The sequence below is a fragment of the Pseudomonas hydrolytica genome (assembly GCF_021495345.1).
GTDB classification, from domain to species: Bacteria; Pseudomonadota; Gammaproteobacteria; order Pseudomonadales; family Pseudomonadaceae; genus Aquipseudomonas; species Aquipseudomonas hydrolytica.
The window spans coordinates 293,212-309,104 of the sequence record NZ_CP099397.1 but is presented as its reverse complement, the minus strand read 5'-3'; the positions used below and the strand labels follow the sequence as shown (position 1 = coordinate 309,104).

Below are 15,893 nucleotides of genomic sequence, written 5' to 3'. Positions count from 1 at the left end.
CGGCAGTCTATCCAAGCCAGACAGTGGCTGCCATGGCCCTTATGGACCGCGCGCCAGCCAGCGCCCGGCCTCGCAGCAGACCAGGCCGTCCAGCTCCAGTTCGGTCAGCGCCGCCAGCACCTGCGCGAGTGGCCAGCCACTGCTATGCGCCAAGGCCTCGCTACTGTGTGGCGCGGCATGCAGCAGCTTCAGCAGGGGATGCTGCTCGGCGCCAGGCTGCACAGCCGAAGCTTGCTGTCCGCTTGGTGTCTGCCAGCCGCGCAGGGCCTCAAGGATATGTTCGATACTTTCCACCAGCGTCGCGCCGTCGCGAATCAGCTGATGACAGCCGCGCGCCCCTGGATGGTGGATCGAGCCGGGAATGGCGTACACCTCGCGACCCTGCTCGGCAGCCAGACGCGCGGTGATCAGCGAACCGCTGGAAGGACTGGCCTCGACCACCAGCACGCCCAGTGACAGGCCGCTGATGATCCGGTTGCGTCGCGGGAAGTTGCTCGCCTGCGGCGGACAGTCCAGCGGCAGTTCGGAAACCAGAGCACCGCCCTGCTCGATGATCTGCGCCGCCAGCCGCTTGTGCCGTGCCGGATACAGGCACTCCAGGCCGGTACCCAGCACCGCCACGGTCTTGCCGCCACCATCCAGCGCGCCCTGATGCGCGGCGCCATCTATGCCCAGGGCCAACCCGCTGGTGATCACGAAACCGCCGGCGGCCAGGCTGCGGGCGAAGGCGTGCGCATTGTCCAGACCCGGCCGAGAGGCGCGGCGGCTTCCGACCATGGCCAGTTGCGGTGCCTCCAGCAGCAGCGGGTCTCCGCCCACGAACAGCAGCGGCGGCGCATCCGCCAGCTCGGCGAGCAGGGCCGGATAGCGTGGGTCATCCCACATCAGCAGGTGCTGATCTGTCTGGTCGAGCCAGTGCATAGCCGCGGCGGCGCGTTGCCGGATCTCGGCACTGCGTCGCGGCTCGGCGCACACGGCCGGCAGGCCCAGCGAGCGCCAGGCGCTGGCCGGAGCACTGAGCGCGGCCGAAGCGCTGCCGAAGGCACTGAGCAGCTTGCGAAAGCGCCGCGGGCCAAGCTCCGGCAGCAAATGCAGGCGCAGGCGGGCTTCAAGCTCGGCGGGAGAAGGCGAGGAAGGTAGGGGCATGGCAGATCGTCCTTGATCGTGCGTGTCACCGTCCTGGTGGCACAGGCAGAAAGCACGAGCCCCGCAATAGCGGGGCTCGTCGGGTATTACGGGTTGCGGACCTTGTCCATCACCGCCAGCTGCCGGGTCGCCCCAAGCACCAGGCCGTAGCTGAGCTTGTCGTAGGTGCGGAACACCATCAGCAGGCCGGAGCGCTCATCCGGAATCTTCACGCTCTCGCCAGTGATGCGGTCGCGCACGGTTTCGCCGGTCTTGTACACCGCCAGCACGTTACCGATTTCAAGGCCGTCGCGCGCGCCCTTGTTCAGGGTGACCACGTCGAACTGACCGATCTGCGTCACACCTCGCGGTACATCGAGGATCAGGCCATTGATTTCACTCGTCGGCTCGCTGGGCATGAAGGTGGAGTTGATCGCCCGCTCTTCGGTGGGGAACAGGCGGTCACCCAAGCGCACTTCCTGAGTCGAGCGGCTCAGCACCAACGTACCGATATCGCCTTCCTCGGCGACGATCTCGCCGGAGCCGATGTCATCGGCGTTGATGCCGAGGAATTCCTTGGTTTCCGGGTCCACGTAGGTCTTGCCCTGACGGAAGATGCCGTAGATCGGATGCTGTTCGTCGAACTGGCCGCGAGCGTAGACGCGGTCACCGGCGCCACTGACCACACGCTCGGCGTTGCCGGCAACGACGTAAGGCTTGCCGCTGAATTCCTCGGGGGTATCGACGATCCGGTTGCTCAGCAGGAAGCTGTTGATCGCCTCCAGCGGAATGGTCGGGATCGCCTCGGCCATCGGCGTGCTGCGCACCTGCGGCGACAGCTTGATGGTACCGCGCGACTCGCCGCGGTTGAGCATCAGGCGTGGCTGGCCGTCGACATAGACGAGATTGAGAGTGTCCCCGGGGTAGATCAGATGCGGGTTGGCCACCTGTGGGTTGGCGTGCCAGATCTCCGGCCACTTCCACGGCTGACGCAGGAACTTGCCGGAAATGTCCCAGAGGGTATCGCCCTTGACCACGGTGTAGCGGTCCGGGTGACCGTCCTTGAGTTGCACTTCGGCCTGAGCCAAGCTGGTCAGGGCCAGTCCGCCAGCTGCAAAGAGCAGGGCGAGTAGTGATTTCCTCATACGGTGAATCCCTTTATTATGTGTCTTCACGTGAAGCGCCCTAGCGCCGCGTGCCAAACCCGCTGATTACGCGGCGTGAAGCCGTTTTTCAATGCTGTTCATCATCTTAGCAGCGGATTTTGACTTTATTCCACAAGTGCATCACAAACGCATATGGCGATCCTGAATATCCTCGAATTTCCTGATCCACGCCTGCGTACCATCGCCAAACCGGTGGACGTCGTGGACGACTCCATCCGTCAGCTGGTCGACGACATGTTCGAGACCATGTATGACGCGCCCGGTATCGGCCTGGCCGCGACGCAGGTCAACGTGCACAAGCGCGTGGTGGTCATGGATTTGTCCGAGGACAAGTCCGAACCGCGGGTGTTCATCAACCCCGAGTTCGAATCGCTGACCGACGAGATGGACCAGTATCAGGAAGGCTGCCTGTCGGTGCCCGGCTTCTACGAGAACGTCGATCGCCCACAGAAGGTCAAGATCAAGGCGCTGGACCGCGATGGCCAGCCCTTCGAACTGATCGCCGAAGGCCTGCTCGCCGTGTGCATCCAGCACGAATGCGACCACCTCAACGGCAAGCTGTTCGTCGACTACCTGTCCAACCTCAAGCGCGACCGGATCAAGAAGAAGCTGGAAAAACAGCATCGCCAACGCGCTTGACGCCCCATCCAGAAGGCTTGCCACGGCAAGCCTTTTTCTTTAGCGAGCCCTCATGCCTGACTCATTGCGTATCGTCTTTGCCGGCACCCCGGAATTCGCCGCCGAACACCTCAAGGCCCTGCTGGCCAGCCAGCACGAGGTCATCGCCGTCTACACCCAGCCGGATCGTCCGGCCGGCCGTGGCCAGAAGCTGATGCCAAGCCCGGTCAAGCAGCTCGCCGTGGAACACGGCATTCCGGTCCATCAGCCGGCCAGTCTGCGCAATGAAGAGGCTCAGGCCGAGCTGGCGGCGCTCAAGCCAGACCTGATGGTGGTGGTCGCCTACGGCCTGATCCTGCCGCAGGTGGTGCTCGACACGCCGCGCCTGGGCTGCATCAACAGCCACGCCTCCTTGCTGCCGCGCTGGCGCGGCGCGGCGCCGATCCAGCGCGCGGTGCAGGCCGGCGACCTCGAGTCCGGCGTCACCGTGATGCAGATGGAAGCGGGCCTGGACACCGGACCGATGCTGCTCAAGGTCAGCACGCCGATCTCGGCAGAAGACACCGGCGGCAGCCTGCATGATCGCCTGGCTCACCTCGGCCCGCAGGCGGTGCTGCAGGCCGTCGATGGCCTGGCCGCCGGCACCCTGATCGGCGAAGTGCAGGACGACGCCCAGGCCAACTACGCGCACAAGCTGAACAAGGACGAGGCGCGCCTCGACTTCAGCCGCCCGGCCGTCGAGCTGGAGCGTCTGATCCGCGCCTTTCATCCCTGGCCGATCTGCCACACGACACTGGCTGGCGATGCCCTGAAAGTGCATGCCGCCGAACTCGGTGAGGGCAGCGGCGCGCCGGGCACCATCCTCGCCGCGGACAAGAACGGCCTGACCGTGGCCTGCGGTGAAGGCGCGCTGCGCCTGACTCGCCTGCAGCTGCCAGGCGGCAAGCCGCTGGCCTTCAGCGATCTGTACAACAGCCGCCGCGAGCAGTTCGCGCCCGGCCTGGTACTCGGTCAATGAATCCACGTCTGGCTGCGGCGCGTGCCCTGACCGCCGTGCTGTCCGGCAAGGCCTCGCTGGGCAGCAGCCTGCCGCCGCAACTGGACAAGGTCGAACACCACGACCGTGCCCTGGCGCAGGACCTGGCCTTCGGCGCCGCACGCTGGCAACCGCGTCTGCAACTGCTGGCGGACAAGCTGCTGGAAAAGCCCTTCAAGGCCGCCGACAAGGATGTCGAGGCGCTGCTGCTGATCGGTCTCTACCAGTTGCTGCACAGCCGCATCCCCGAGCACGCCGCCATCGGCGAGACAGTCGGCTGCGCCGGCGCGCTGAAAAAGCCCTGGGCCAAGGGCCTGCTCAACGCCGTGTTGCGCCGTGCCCAACGCGAGCACGAAGCCCTGACGGCTTCCCTGGATCGCGACCCGGTGCTGCACACCGCCCACCCACGCTGGCTACAGAAGGCGCTCAAGGCGCACTGGCCCGAACACTGGCAGGCCATCTGCGCCGCCAACAACGCCCATCCGCCGCTGATCCTGCGGGTCAATCGCCGCCATGGCAGCCGCGACGCCTACCTCGAGGAGCTGCGCGGCGCCGGCTTTGCTGCCGAGCCCTGCACCTTCAGCCGCGACGGCGTGCGCCTGCTGCAGCCCTGCGACGTGACCGCACTGCCCGGCTTCCGGGAAGGCCGCGTCAGCGTGCAGGACGAGGCCGCGCAACTGGCCGCCGACCTGCTCGAGCTGGCCCCGGGTCAACGGGTGCTGGACGCCTGCGCCGCGCCCGGCGGCAAGACCTGCCACCTGCTGGAAGCCGAACCGGCGCTGGCCGAAGTGATCGCGGTGGATCTGGAGGAAAAGCGCCTGGCCCGTGTACGCGAGAATCTCCAGCGCCTCGGCCTGGAGGCGCGCCTGATCGCCGCCGACGGCCGTGCGACCAAGGTCTGGTGGGACGGCACGCCATTCCAGCGCATCCTCCTCGATGCACCCTGCTCGGCTACCGGGGTGATCCGCCGTCATCCGGATATCAAGCTGACGCGCAAACCCGAAGACATCCCCGCCCTGGCGCAACTTCAAGGCGAACTGCTCGATGCCCTGTGGCCGACCCTGGCGCCCGGCGGCATCCTGCTCTACGCCACCTGCTCGGTACTGCCGACGGAAAACAGCGACACCATCGCCGCCTTCCTCGCCCGTACGCCCGACGCGCAGGAGGTCGCCATCGGTGGAGACTTCGGTCTGCAAGCGGCGCACGGTCGCCAGCTGCTGCCACAGCTGGACGGCCATGACGGCTTCTACTATGCCAAGCTGATAAAGAGCGCTGTGCCCAGCCACAGCTAACGGAGCGATCAGTGAAGATCATCATTCTCGGTGCCGGCCAGGTCGGCGGCACCCTGGCGGAGCACCTGGCCAGCGAGGCCAACGACATTACCGTGGTCGACACCGACGGCGACCGCCTGCGCGACCTCGGCGACCGCCTCGACATCCGCACCGTGCAGGGCAAGGGTTCCTTTCCCACCGTGCTGCGCCAGGCCGGCGCCGACGACGCCGACATGCTGGTGGCAGTGACCAACAGCGACGAAGTCAACATGATCGCCTGCCAGGTGGCCTACACCCTGTTCCACACCCCGACCAAGATCGCCCGGGTGCGCGAGTCGGCCTACCTGACCCGCGAGGCGCTGTTCGACAACGAAGCGATACCGGTGGACGTGCTGATCAGCCCCGAGCAGGTGGTGACCAACTACATCAAGCGCCTGATCGAATACCCCGGCGCCCTGCAGGTGATCGACTTCGCCGACGGCAAGGCACAGCTGGTCGCGGTCAAGGCCTACTACGGCGGTCCGCTGGTGGGCCAGCAACTGCGCCAGCTGCGCCAGCACATGCCCAACGTCGACACCCGGGTGGCCGCGATCTTCCGCCGCAACCGGCCGATCATGCCGCAGGGCGACACGGTGATCGAAGCCGATGACGAGGTGTTCTTCATCGCTGCCAAGGCCCACATCCGTGCAGTGATGAGCGAGATGCGCCGTCTCGAGGACAGCTACAAGCGCGTGGTGATCGCCGGCGGCGGCAATATCGGCGAGCGCCTGGCCGAAGCCATCGAAAGCCGCTATCAGGTGAAGATCATCGAGATGAACCCGGCGCGCTGCCGCTACCTGTCGGAGAACCTCGACAGCGCCATCGTGCTGCAGGGCAGCGCCTCGGATCGCGACCTGCTGGTGGAAGAGAACATCAACGACGCCGACATCTTCCTTGCCCTGACCAACGACGACGAAGCCAACATCATGTCGTCCTTGCTGGCCAAGCGCCTGGGCGCGCGCAAGGTGATGACCATCATCAACAACCCGGCCTACGTCGATCTGGTGCAGGGCGGCGAGATCGACATCGCCATCAGCCCGCAGCTGGCCACCATCGGCACCCTGCTGACCCACGTGCGCCGCGGCGATATCGAAAGCGTGCACAGCCTGCGCCGCGGCGCCGCCGAGGCCCTGGAAGTGATCGCCCACGGCGATGCCAAATCGAGCAAGGTCATCGGCCGCATGATCGAGGAAATCGCCCTGCCGCCGAGCACCACCATCGGCGCCATCATCCGCGACGAGGAAGTGCTGATCGCCCACGACGACACGGTGATCGAGTCCGGCGACCACGTGATCCTGTTCCTGGTCGACAAGAAGTACATCCGCGACGTCGAGCGCCTGTTCCAGGCCGGCCTGACGTTCTTCTGAACAAGACCGTAGCGCGGATGCGATCCGGGAGAGGCCTGGCGCAATTCATCCCCGGATTGCATCCGGACTACACCGGCGGAGAAGCTTCATGAGCACAGAGGCACTGGAAAAGATGCTGGCCAAGGGCATGGACAACGCCCTGCTGCGCTTCGGCCTGGGCAAGGCCCATCTGGATGCCGGCAACGCCGCCCAGGCTGCCGAGCACCTGCAACGCTGCGTGGCGTTCGACCCCGGCTATTCCGCGGCCTGGAAACTGCTGGGCAAGGCGCTGCAGGCCGAAGGCGACATCGAGGCAGCGCGCCAGGCCTGGCAGCAGGGCATCGCTGCCGCCCAGAGCAAGGGCGACAAGCAGGCCGAGAAGGAAATGAGCGTGTTTCTGCGCAAGCTGGACAAGGTGCGTTGAGCGTCACCTGACGCACCTAAAACCTGCGCGTCGATCGACGGGCTTTGTCGCGGGCCATGCCCCCATTGATGATCCGCTCATTTTTTGGCCGCACTGGCTGAAGCGATCTGGGTCGCGCGGGCTGCGGTACGCGAGCGGCTTGGCCTCCCTGCGTACCACAACCTTGGCAACCGCTGGGCTGTGCAGGGTTCATCACGATGAGCATCTACGATCCGCCTACGCCTGCCGGCTGTACATCCGGCACTCGGCCAGCAGTGCCAAGAGGTTCGGGTCGCGTTCCTTGGCCTTGAGAAAGACCACGCCGATATGCTGCTGCAGGTGGTACTTGGCCTGCAGCGGGATCAGCTTCACCCGATTCTCGTACACCGCCGCCGCGCGCCCCGGCAGCAGGGCGTAGCCGACACCGGAGCTGACCATGCTGAGCAGGGTGAAGATGTCCTTCACCTGCATCGCCACCTTGGGTTCGAAGCCGGCCTGCTGGAACACCCGCGCGCCGTCGCGGAAGGTGGCGTAGCCCTGAGTCAGAGTGATGAAGGTTTGGTCGCGCAGGTCTGCCAGGTCGACTTCGGTGTGATCGGCAAACGGCGAGTCGTTGGGCGCGGCGAGGAAGATGTCGTCGGAGAACAGCGCCAGCTGCTCGCAATCCGGGTCGCTGACGCTGTCGTCGAGGGCGATGAGGATGGCGTCCAGCTCCATGTTCTTCAGCTTGTACAACAGGTCGACATTGGAGCCGAGCACCAGGTCGATGTTCAGCTCGCTGCGGCGCAGCTTCAGGCCCATGATCAGCTGCGGCACGGTCTTTACCGTCAGCGAGTAGAGCGAGCCGAGCTTGAAACGCTCGGCGCCGAAGCCGGCCGCCTCGCGGGTCAGGCGCACCATCTCCTGGGCGTCCTGGATCAGCTTTTGCGCCTTTTCCTCCAGCATGTAGGCACTTTCCAGCGGAATCAGATTGCGCCCCTCGTGCTTGAACAGCGGGCAGCGCAGCGCGCTTTCCAGCGAATGGATGGCGCGGTGCACGCTGACGTTGCTGGTCTGCAGTTCGCTGGCGGCACGCGCCAGATTGCCGCTGCGCATGAAGGCGAGAAAGACCTCCAGCTTTTTCAGGGTCAGTTCTTCATCGATCAGCATCGTGCAGTTCCCGAGACGCGATGAGCCATTGTGCCGCATCCACAGGACCGAGCGGTGAGCAGTCCGTGCAACATTGCTGGCAGAGGGCGCGTTGTCTGAAATGGCCGGTCGTTTGTCATTTAAATAGTGTTGATATGAGTGGCGGGCAGGCACTACCGTAGAAGCAGTCCCGCATCGGCACAGGCAATGCCTGCGTCAGGCTCCCCCCTGCTCGAGGAGTACCGCCATGAACGATTTCGCTTCGCTGCCCGCGACTTCCGGCTTGAAGGCCCTGCAAGCATTGATCCGCGGCGAGCTGCCGGCGCCGTCCATTGGCGAGACCATGGGTATCCGCGCGGTGCAGGTGGAGGCAGGCAGCATCACCCTGGAGGGCCGTCCGGATCGGTGTCATCTCAACCCGGCCGGCGCCGTGCATGGCGGCTTCGCCGCTACCTGCTTGGACGGCGCCGCCGCGCTGGCGCTGTTCTCCATTCTGGAGGCGGACGTGCCGCATTCGACGGTGGATCTCAACGTCAAGTACGTGCGTCCCCTGCGCCCTGACGAGGTCTATCAGGTGCGCGGTTGGGTGGTCGAGCGCACGCGCAGCCTGGCGATCTGCGATGCGCACATCCTCGACGCGCAGGGCAAGCTGTGCGCCAAGGCCACCACCACCTTCGTCATCGGAGCGGCCAGATCATGAAGGCGCTCATGGTTCAGGGCCCCGGCCAGCTGGCCTGGGTCGAGGCGCCCGATCCACGGCTCACCACGCCAGGCAGCGCATTGGTTCGGCCCATCGCTTCGGCCTCCTGCGATCTGGATCGACGCCTGATCGCCGGCACCACGCCGTTCAAGCCGCCGTTCGCGCTGGGTCATGAATGTGTGGCCGAGGTGCTGGAGGTTGGGTCGGCCGTGCGCAACCTGCGTCGTGGCGATCTGGTGTCGGTGCCCTGGAAGATCGCCTGCGGCAGCTGCGCCCAGTGCCTGGTCGGGCGCTCCAGCGCCTGCACCGCGGTGCCGCGCATGGCCTGCTACGGCGTGCCGGCGGGCGGGCACTGGGGTGGGCTGTTTTCCGAGCAGGTACTGGTGCCCTTCGCCGACGCCATGCTGGTGCCCTTGCCTGCCGGGCTCGACCCGCTGGCGGTTTCCAGCGCCAGCGACAATCTCACCGATGCCTGGGTGGCCGCCAGCCGGCCGCTGGCTACACGGCAGGATGCCCGTGTGCTGGTGGTCGGCGGCACGGAAAGCCTTGGCGTGCTCGCCGTGCAGATGGCGCGGGCCGCCGGGGCGGCCAGCGTGGACTATCTCGATGAGCATCCACTGCGCCAGCAGCTCGCCGCGCGCAGTGGCGCCGGTGTCGATCTGATGGGGCGCGATCTCGACCGCAGCTATGACCTGGTGATCTCCGCCACCCGCGATCATCAGGCGTTGCGGCGTGGATTGCTGGCGCTGGCACCCGGCGGACATTGCTCGTGCATCGGCATCATCTTCGATGATCCGAAGATTCCGCTGTTCGACATGTATCTGCGCGACGTCACCTTCTCGGTGGGTGCCTGCAGCGTGCAGCAGCATATCCCCAAGGTGCTCGACCTGGTGCACAGCGGCTGCTGCGATCCGCTGCTGGTCGAGCCGCAGGTGGTGGGCTGGGAGGACGCGCCGCAGGCGCTGATTCAGCCGCTGACCAAGTGCATCGTGGTGCGCGAGCGCATCACCTGAGTCGGCTCAGTTGAGCTGCTCGGCCAGTGCCCGCATCACCCGACGCCAGGCCTCCTGGCCCTCGGCGTCGGTGGTGGCGAAGGCGTCACGTAGGGTTTGCCGCTCCAGTTCGGTGGCCTCGGCTTCCAGCGCCGTGCCCGCCTCGCTCAGCGCCAGCAGCTTGAAGCGATGCCGGCCTGGGTCGCGGCTGTACTGCACCAGCGCCTGTTCGAACAGGTGCGACAGCGGGCGATGTAGCGCCTGGTTGCTGACGCCCAGGGTGGTGGCCAGTTCGCCGATGCTGATTGCATCGGCACGGGCGATCACATACAGAATGCGGTGGTGGACACGGGACAGCCCACGCGCCTCGAGAAAGCGGTCGGCCTCCACCGTCAGCCCGCGGAAACCGAAATGCAGCAACTCGAGGCTATGGTCGAGCGGATCCAGCGACTTCAGCGTCACGGACGCCGTGTTGATCTTTTTCTCGATGACCATGGGACATTCACGCCGGTTGAGGTGCCCACAAGCCTAAGGCTTCGGCCGGCCCTCTCACAACACGCCACAGGAACATGCGCATGCAACTGATCTACGCCGCTGCCTCACCCTTCGCCCGCAAGGTCCGGGTACTCGCCCATGAAACCGGTCTGCTGGCACGCATCGAGCTGCTCGACACCATGGTGCTGCCGATCACTCTCAACGAGCAGGTCAACGCGCGCAATCCGCTGGGCAAGATTCCGGTACTGCTCACCGATGACGGTGAGGCGTTGTACGACAGCCGGGTGATCTGCGAGTACCTCGACACCTTGCACGACGGCCCGCGCCTGCTGCCGCAGGACGACACGCGCTGGGCGGTGCTACGCCTGGTGGCGTTGGCCGACGGGCTGATGGATGCCGCCGTGCTGGCGCGCTACGAAAAAGCTGCGCGCCAACCCGAGCAGCAATCCCCGGCCTGGCTCGATGGCCAGCTGGGCAAGGTCAAGCGCGCCCTGGCGGAGCTGGAACGCCAGACCGAGCGGTTGCAGGGGCCCATGGACATGGCGCAGATCGGCGTGGCCTGCGCCTTGGGTTATCTGGATTTCCGTTTTGCCGATCTCGACTGGCGCGCTGCGCATCCCCGCCTGGCAGCCTTCCAGCAGGCGTTTGCCCAGCGCCCCTCGATGCAGGCCAGCGCCCCGGTCTGACAGCGGCGCTGCGCCTGGCGACGATTCGAGTCGGGCGCAGCCGGCCTGCACCAGGCTATCCCTCTCTGCTTCAGCAGCTAGAGCGCTGCGTGAAATCCTTTCATGCCGGATGCGGGACAAAAGAGTCAGTTGTCACTTATCATACGTCCTACAACTGCGCAGGCGGTTGCGAAACCTCGGCGACCGCGCTGAGGGCTCATTGATCGTCCCGGGGCAATGTCCTCGCCCCAACTGACAGGAGAACGCAATGCTGAGTCTGACTGGCCACAACTACATCGGTGGTGAGCGCCGCGCCGCTGGCACCACCCTGCTCGAGAGCAGCGATGCCAGCAGCGGTGAAGCGCTGCCCTACGCCTTCACCCAGGCCACGCCGGTGGAGGTCGACGCTGCCGCCCAGGCCGCCGCCGCCGCTTACCCGCTCTACCGCAACCTGTCGGCCGAGCGTCGCGCCGAATTTCTCGATGCCATCGCCGATGAGCTCGACGCCCTGGGTGACGACTTCGTCGCCCTGGTCACCCGCGAGACCGCACTGCCGGCTGCCCGCATCCAGGGCGAACGTGGTCGTACAAGTGGTCAGATGCGCCTGTTCGCCAAGGTGCTGCGTCGTGGCGACTTCTACGGCGCGCGCATCGACCGCGCCCTGCCGGATCGTCAGCCACTGCCGCGCCCGGATATCCGTCAGTACCAGATCGGTGTCGGCCCGGTTGCCGTGTTCGGTGCCAGCAACTTCCCGCTGGCCTTCTCCACTGCCGGTGGTGACACCGCGTCGGCCCTGGCCGCCGGTTGTCCGGTGGTGTTCAAGGCGCACAGCGGCCATATGGCCACCGCCGAGTGCGTAGCCGATGCGGTGATCCGCGCCGCCGAGAAAACCGGCATGCCCAAGGGCGTGTTCAACATGATCTTTGGCGGCGGTGTCGGCGAGCTTCTGGTCAAGCACCCGGCCATCCAGGCCGTCGGTTTCACCGGTTCGCTGAAAGGCGGTCGTGCCCTGTGCGACATGGCCGCTGCCCGTCCGCAGCCGATCCCGGTGTTCGCCGAGATGTCCAGCGTCAACCCGGTGATCGTCCTGCCGGGCGCCCTGAAGGCGCGTGGCGCCACCGTGGCCAAGGAGCTGGCCGGTTCCGTGGTGCTGGGCTGCGGCCAGTTCTGTACCAATCCTGGTTTGGTCATCGGTATTCGTAGCGCCGAGTTCAGCGAATTCGTCGCAGGGCTTGGCGATGCCATCGCCAGCCAGCCGGCGCAGACCATGCTCAACGCCGGTACGCTGCGCAGCTACGCCAACGGTGTGGCGCAGTTGAGCAGCCATGCCAAGGTCAGCCGTCTGGCAGGCAACGAGCAGACCAGCAACCAGGCACAGCCGCAGCTGTTCAAGGCCGACGTGAGCATGCTGCTCGAGGGCGACCACCTGCTGCAGGAAGAAGTCTTCGGCCCGACCACCGTCGTCGTCGAAGTCGCCGACGGCGCCGAGCTGACCCGTGCCCTGCAGAGCATGCACGGCCAGCTGACCGCGACCCTGATCGCCGAGCCTGATGACCTCGCTGCCTTCCGCGACCTGCTGCCGCTGCTGGAAGTCAAAGCCGGCCGCGTACTGCTCAACGGTTACCCGACCGGCGTGGAAGTCTGCGATTCCATGGTCCATGGCGGCCCGTATCCGGCAACGTCCGACGCTCGCGGCACCTCGGTCGGCACCCTGGCGATCCAGCGCTTCCTGCGTCCGGTGTGCTACCAGAACTACCCGGACGAGGTACTGCCGGAGGCGCTGCAGAACGCCAACCCGCTGGGCATTCAGCGTCTGGTCGACGGCGTGCATACTCGCGATGCACTGAGCTGATCGCAGCGCTGCAACGAACAATGCCGCACCCTTGGGTGCGGCATTGTCCATTCAGGTGGCGGCATCCTTATTTGGCAGCGGCCTGGGTTTTCTCCACCGCCTGGATGATCACCTTGGCCACATCGCCCGGGCGCGACTGCTGCGGCACATGGCTGGCGGCGACCTCGGTGGTTTGCGCGCCGATCTTCTTGGCGAAGTCGCGCTGCATTTCCGGCACGATCATGCGGTCGTCGCTCGCAACGATGTACCAGGACGGCTTCTGCTTCCAGGCCGCGACGCTGGTGCGGTCATCGAAGGCGGCAGCGCGGATCGGACCCTGCGTGGCGGTCATGATCGCCGTCTGCTTGGCAGGCAGATCCTGAGCGAAGTCGGCGGCCATGCCCTGCGGCGTCAGGTAGAGAAAGCCGTTCTTGTCCGCCGCAATCTGGCTCGAGCCCGGCGCGGTGGGATAGCCGCCGTAGAGCTCGCCGGTGGATTGGCCCGCATTCGGCGCGAAGGCCGCGACATAGACCAGGCTGCGCACCTTGTCGTCGGTACCGGCCTGGCTGATCACCGTGCCGCCCCAGGAGTGGCCGACCAGCACCACGTTGCCGTCCTGGTTGTTCAGCACGCGCTGGGTGGCGGCCACGTCATCGGCCAGCGAGGTCAGCGGGTTCTGCACCACGGTAACCTTGATGCCCTTATCCTGCAGCAGCGGCACGACCTTGGCCCAGTCGGAGCCGTCGGCGAAGGCGCCGTGGACGATCACTACCGAGGGCTTGGCGTCGGCGGCCTGGGCGCTCAGGGCGAAGAAGGGGCTGGCGATGGCCAGGGCGAGGAGCAGCGGCTTGGCTTTGAACATGATTGAATCTCCTGTGCTTGGGGGAGTTCAGTGTCGATAATGCGCCGGTGTCCCGGTATCGGTCGTTTATCCGAGGCCTGCAAAAAAGGAGAGCTGCAAGGTGAATGACGCCGTCGCGCTGGAAGACGTCATGCTGGCACTGGCCATGGTCGGCGATCTGAGCATGGGGCAGCCCATCGATCAGTCGCGGCGTACCGCGCGCCTGGCGCAATGGCTGGCGCAGGCCGGTGGCGGTGATCAGGCGCAAATCGATGCGGCCCGGCAGGTGGCGCTGCTGCGCTGGTCCGGCTGTACCGCCAACGCCGATGGCTTCATGCGTCTGCTCGGCGACGACGTCGGCGGCCGCCGCGCCATGCTGGCGCAAACCCTGGATGCCGCTGGCCAGCGCGCCATGCTGCGCACCACGCCGCTGGCCCAGGTGCATTGCGAGGTCGCCGGCGATATCGCCCGCACCCTGGCGCTGGGCGTGGAGGTCGAGCGAGGTCTGCGCCATATCTTCGAGTGCTTCGACGGCAGCGGCCGCCCGCTGGGCCTGCGCCACCCCGATGTCCCGCCGGTGGTGTATCAGGTCGTATTGGCGGGCGATCTGGAAATCCTCTCGCGGGCCCACGGCCTGGATGCGGCGCTGGAGTGGATCGGCGCGCAGGGTGATCGTCGTTATCCCGCTGCTCTTGCCGACCTGCTCAGCCGCCATGCAGCGGATTGGCTGCAAGCGCTGCGCATACCCGAGGGCGCGCAGTCTGCCGCCGGGCCGGAGGTTTCCCTGACCCTGGTGGGCGATGTGATCGACCTCAAACTGCCCTGGCTGGCCGGCTATTCACGCCAGGCCGCGAGCCTGGTGCGCGACGCTGCTCGGCTCTGGGGCTTGCCCGAAGCGCGCATCGAACTGCTGGCCAAGGCCGCGCTGATCCATGGCCTGGGCCGGGCGGCCGTGCCCAATCGAATCTGGAGCACGCCCGGCCCGCTGCTCGACGGTGATCTCGAAGCGGTGCGCCTGGTGCCCTACTGGACGCATCGCGCCTGCAGCCAGATCGGCGGCCTGAACGAAGCCGGACAACTGGCCGCGCATGCCTACGAACGACTGGATGGCAGCGGCTATTTCCGCTCGTTGAGTGGCGAGGCGCTGCAGGCCGAGCATCGTCTGCTGAACGCAGCGCTGGCCTGGCTGGCGCTGCGTGGCGAACGCCCCTGGCGCGCTGCCTTCAGCGATGAGCAGGCCGCCCGCGTATTGCTGGATGAAGCCGAGCAGGGCCGCTTCGACCCACGCGCCTGCCAGGCGGTGATCAGCGCCGCGCATGGCGAGCAGGCACCGCTGGCCGGCAAGCCCGGCAACGGCCTGCTCAGCGAGCGCGAGACGCAGATTCTGCAGCGCATCAGCAGCGGGGCGAGCAACAAGGAAGTGGCGCGCGACCTGGGCATCAGCCCGAGCACGGTGCGCACCCATGTCGAGAGCGTATTCCGCAAGCTGCAGTGTTCGACGCGCGCGGCGGCGACCTTGAAGGCGCTGACGCTGGGCGTGATCTAAGCCGCGTCTTCAGGCTTGGAGGAGATAGTCGAGGTTGTGGCCTGGCATACAGATGCGTACCCTGCCTCGCGGCCATGATGGCCTCGAATGGAAAAGGATTTCATGCTCAAGCGTATTTATCGAATCTTCGCGCTGGCCGTTCTGGTGAGCGCACTGTCTGGCTGCGGCACTCTGTTCGGACGCTCCTCAGGCGGCTCTTACGGGCCCGATTACTATTCCGGCACTGCCTACAACTTTGGCCTGCTGTTCGGCTCCGATGAACTCAATCGCGGTTACTTTCCTGCCACCCTCTGGTGCTGGGCCTCGATAGCCTGCCCGGTGTTGACGGTTTATTCGATGCCCGTGGATTTCGTCGTCGATACCGTCATGCTGCCCCGTGATATCTACGAGGCAACACGATGAGCCCTGTCGTTTTGAAAAGCCTGCGAGTATTCAAGGCAGCTCTTCCCGTACTGCTGACGCTGGGTTTTCACGACCTGGCGCTGGCCAGTTTCGAATATGGCAATCGGCGTCTTGCCGCGAGCGCAACGGAACTGCTCGCCCAATTCGTGTTTGCCTTCGTTGCGCTCACCATCATTGGTGCCGTCGTGATGATCATCGGTGATATTCGCCGCTGGCTGCGTCGCAGGTCTGGCACGGATCAACGCGAGGGTGATCCTTCCAGGGACCTCTAGCTTGCCTGCGAATGCCC

17 protein-coding genes are annotated in these 15,893 nt (G+C 65.9%); 12 read left to right on the top strand and 5 right to left on the bottom strand.

The window, feature by feature from the left end; all coding sequences use genetic code 11:
- Positions 1 to 39: 39 nt before the first annotated feature.
- Positions 40 to 1,146: a DNA-processing protein DprA gene (dprA, locus tag L1F06_RS01485; protein ID WP_129482030.1), complete on the bottom strand. Its 1,107-nt coding sequence runs from the start codon at positions 1,144 to 1,146 to the stop codon at positions 40 to 42.
- Positions 1,147 to 1,232: 86 nt separating this feature from the next.
- Positions 1,233 to 2,270 carry a LysM peptidoglycan-binding domain-containing protein gene (locus L1F06_RS01480; protein WP_003242328.1) on the bottom strand — a complete coding sequence of 346 codons (1,038 nt, stop codon included), beginning with the start codon at positions 2,268 to 2,270 and terminating at the stop codon, positions 1,233 to 1,235.
- Between the two features lie 153 nt (positions 2,271 to 2,423).
- Here L1F06_RS01480 and def point away from each other — a divergent pair, with 153 nt between their 5' ends.
- The 5 genes from def to L1F06_RS01455 all read left to right on the top strand — a co-directional run bounded on the left by def (position 2,424) and on the right by L1F06_RS01455 (position 7,025).
- A complete protein-coding gene (gene def, locus L1F06_RS01475; RefSeq protein WP_003242326.1) occupies positions 2,424 to 2,930 on the top strand; it encodes a peptide deformylase in 507 nt (168 codons plus the stop codon).
- A gap of 52 nt (positions 2,931 to 2,982) precedes the next feature.
- Positions 2,983 to 3,927, top strand: a complete 945-nt coding sequence (gene fmt, locus L1F06_RS01470; RefSeq protein ID WP_129482031.1) for a methionyl-tRNA formyltransferase — start codon at positions 2,983 to 2,985, stop codon at positions 3,925 to 3,927.
- Complete coding sequence (rsmB, locus tag L1F06_RS01465; protein ID WP_129482032.1) at positions 3,924 to 5,237, top strand: 16S rRNA (cytosine(967)-C(5))-methyltransferase RsmB; 1,314 nt, start codon at positions 3,924 to 3,926, stop codon at positions 5,235 to 5,237. Before fmt ends, rsmB begins: the two co-directional genes overlap by 4 nt.
- 11 nt (positions 5,238 to 5,248) lie before the next feature.
- Complete coding sequence (gene trkA, locus L1F06_RS01460; RefSeq protein ID WP_003242320.1) at positions 5,249 to 6,622, top strand: Trk system potassium transporter TrkA; 1,374 nt, start codon at positions 5,249 to 5,251, stop codon at positions 6,620 to 6,622.
- Between the two features lie 88 nt (positions 6,623 to 6,710).
- The gene (locus L1F06_RS01455; RefSeq protein WP_129482033.1) at positions 6,711 to 7,025 is read left to right on the top strand and encodes a tetratricopeptide repeat protein; all 315 of its coding nucleotides are present in this window, start codon (positions 6,711 to 6,713) and stop codon (positions 7,023 to 7,025) included.
- A gap of 216 nt (positions 7,026 to 7,241) precedes the next feature.
- On the opposite strand, the gene L1F06_RS01450 is transcribed toward L1F06_RS01455, so the two are convergent.
- Complete coding sequence (locus tag L1F06_RS01450; RefSeq protein WP_129482034.1) at positions 7,242 to 8,153, bottom strand: LysR family transcriptional regulator; 912 nt, start codon at positions 8,151 to 8,153, stop codon at positions 7,242 to 7,244.
- A 226-nt stretch (positions 8,154 to 8,379) separates the two neighbouring features.
- Between L1F06_RS01450 and L1F06_RS01445 the strand changes: the two genes are divergently transcribed.
- A complete protein-coding gene (locus L1F06_RS01445; RefSeq protein WP_129482035.1) occupies positions 8,380 to 8,832 on the top strand; it encodes a PaaI family thioesterase in 453 nt (150 codons plus the stop codon).
- Entirely contained in the window at positions 8,829 to 9,845 is a 1,017-nt protein-coding gene (locus tag L1F06_RS01440; protein ID WP_129482036.1) for a zinc-dependent alcohol dehydrogenase, read from the top strand. Before L1F06_RS01445 ends, L1F06_RS01440 begins: the two co-directional genes overlap by 4 nt.
- Before the next feature lie 6 nt (positions 9,846 to 9,851).
- Here the strand turns inward: L1F06_RS01440 and L1F06_RS01435 are convergent, their stop codons facing one another.
- Positions 9,852 to 10,319: a MarR family winged helix-turn-helix transcriptional regulator gene (locus L1F06_RS01435; protein WP_003242311.1), complete on the bottom strand. Its 468-nt coding sequence runs from the start codon at positions 10,317 to 10,319 to the stop codon at positions 9,852 to 9,854.
- An 80-nt stretch (positions 10,320 to 10,399) separates the two neighbouring features.
- Between L1F06_RS01435 and L1F06_RS01430 the strand changes: the two genes are divergently transcribed.
- Positions 10,400 to 11,005: a glutathione S-transferase gene (locus L1F06_RS01430; protein ID WP_129482037.1), complete on the top strand. Its 606-nt coding sequence runs from the start codon at positions 10,400 to 10,402 to the stop codon at positions 11,003 to 11,005.
- Between the two features lie 247 nt (positions 11,006 to 11,252).
- A complete protein-coding gene (locus tag L1F06_RS01425) occupies positions 11,253 to 12,836 on the top strand; it encodes an aldehyde dehydrogenase (NADP(+)) (protein WP_129482038.1) in 1,584 nt (527 codons plus the stop codon).
- Between the two features lie 67 nt (positions 12,837 to 12,903).
- Here the strand turns inward: L1F06_RS01425 and L1F06_RS01420 are convergent, their stop codons facing one another.
- The gene (locus L1F06_RS01420; protein ID WP_129482039.1) at positions 12,904 to 13,677 is read right to left on the bottom strand and encodes an alpha/beta fold hydrolase; all 774 of its coding nucleotides are present in this window, start codon (positions 13,675 to 13,677) and stop codon (positions 12,904 to 12,906) included.
- Positions 13,678 to 13,777: 100 nt separating this feature from the next.
- Here L1F06_RS01420 and L1F06_RS01415 point away from each other — a divergent pair, with 100 nt between their 5' ends.
- From L1F06_RS01415 to L1F06_RS01405, 3 genes are all read left to right on the top strand, one after another.
- The gene (locus L1F06_RS01415) at positions 13,778 to 15,202 is read left to right on the top strand and encodes an HD domain-containing phosphohydrolase (RefSeq protein WP_129482040.1); all 1,425 of its coding nucleotides are present in this window, start codon (positions 13,778 to 13,780) and stop codon (positions 15,200 to 15,202) included.
- Positions 15,203 to 15,304: 102 nt separating this feature from the next.
- On the top strand, positions 15,305 to 15,604 hold the full coding sequence (locus tag L1F06_RS01410) for a YceK/YidQ family lipoprotein (protein ID WP_049767415.1): 300 nt from the start codon (positions 15,305 to 15,307) through the stop codon (positions 15,602 to 15,604).
- Entirely contained in the window at positions 15,601 to 15,876 is a 276-nt protein-coding gene (locus L1F06_RS01405; RefSeq protein WP_041772777.1) for a hypothetical protein, read from the top strand. Before L1F06_RS01410 ends, L1F06_RS01405 begins: the two co-directional genes overlap by 4 nt.
- Positions 15,877 to 15,893 lie beyond the last annotated feature (17 nt).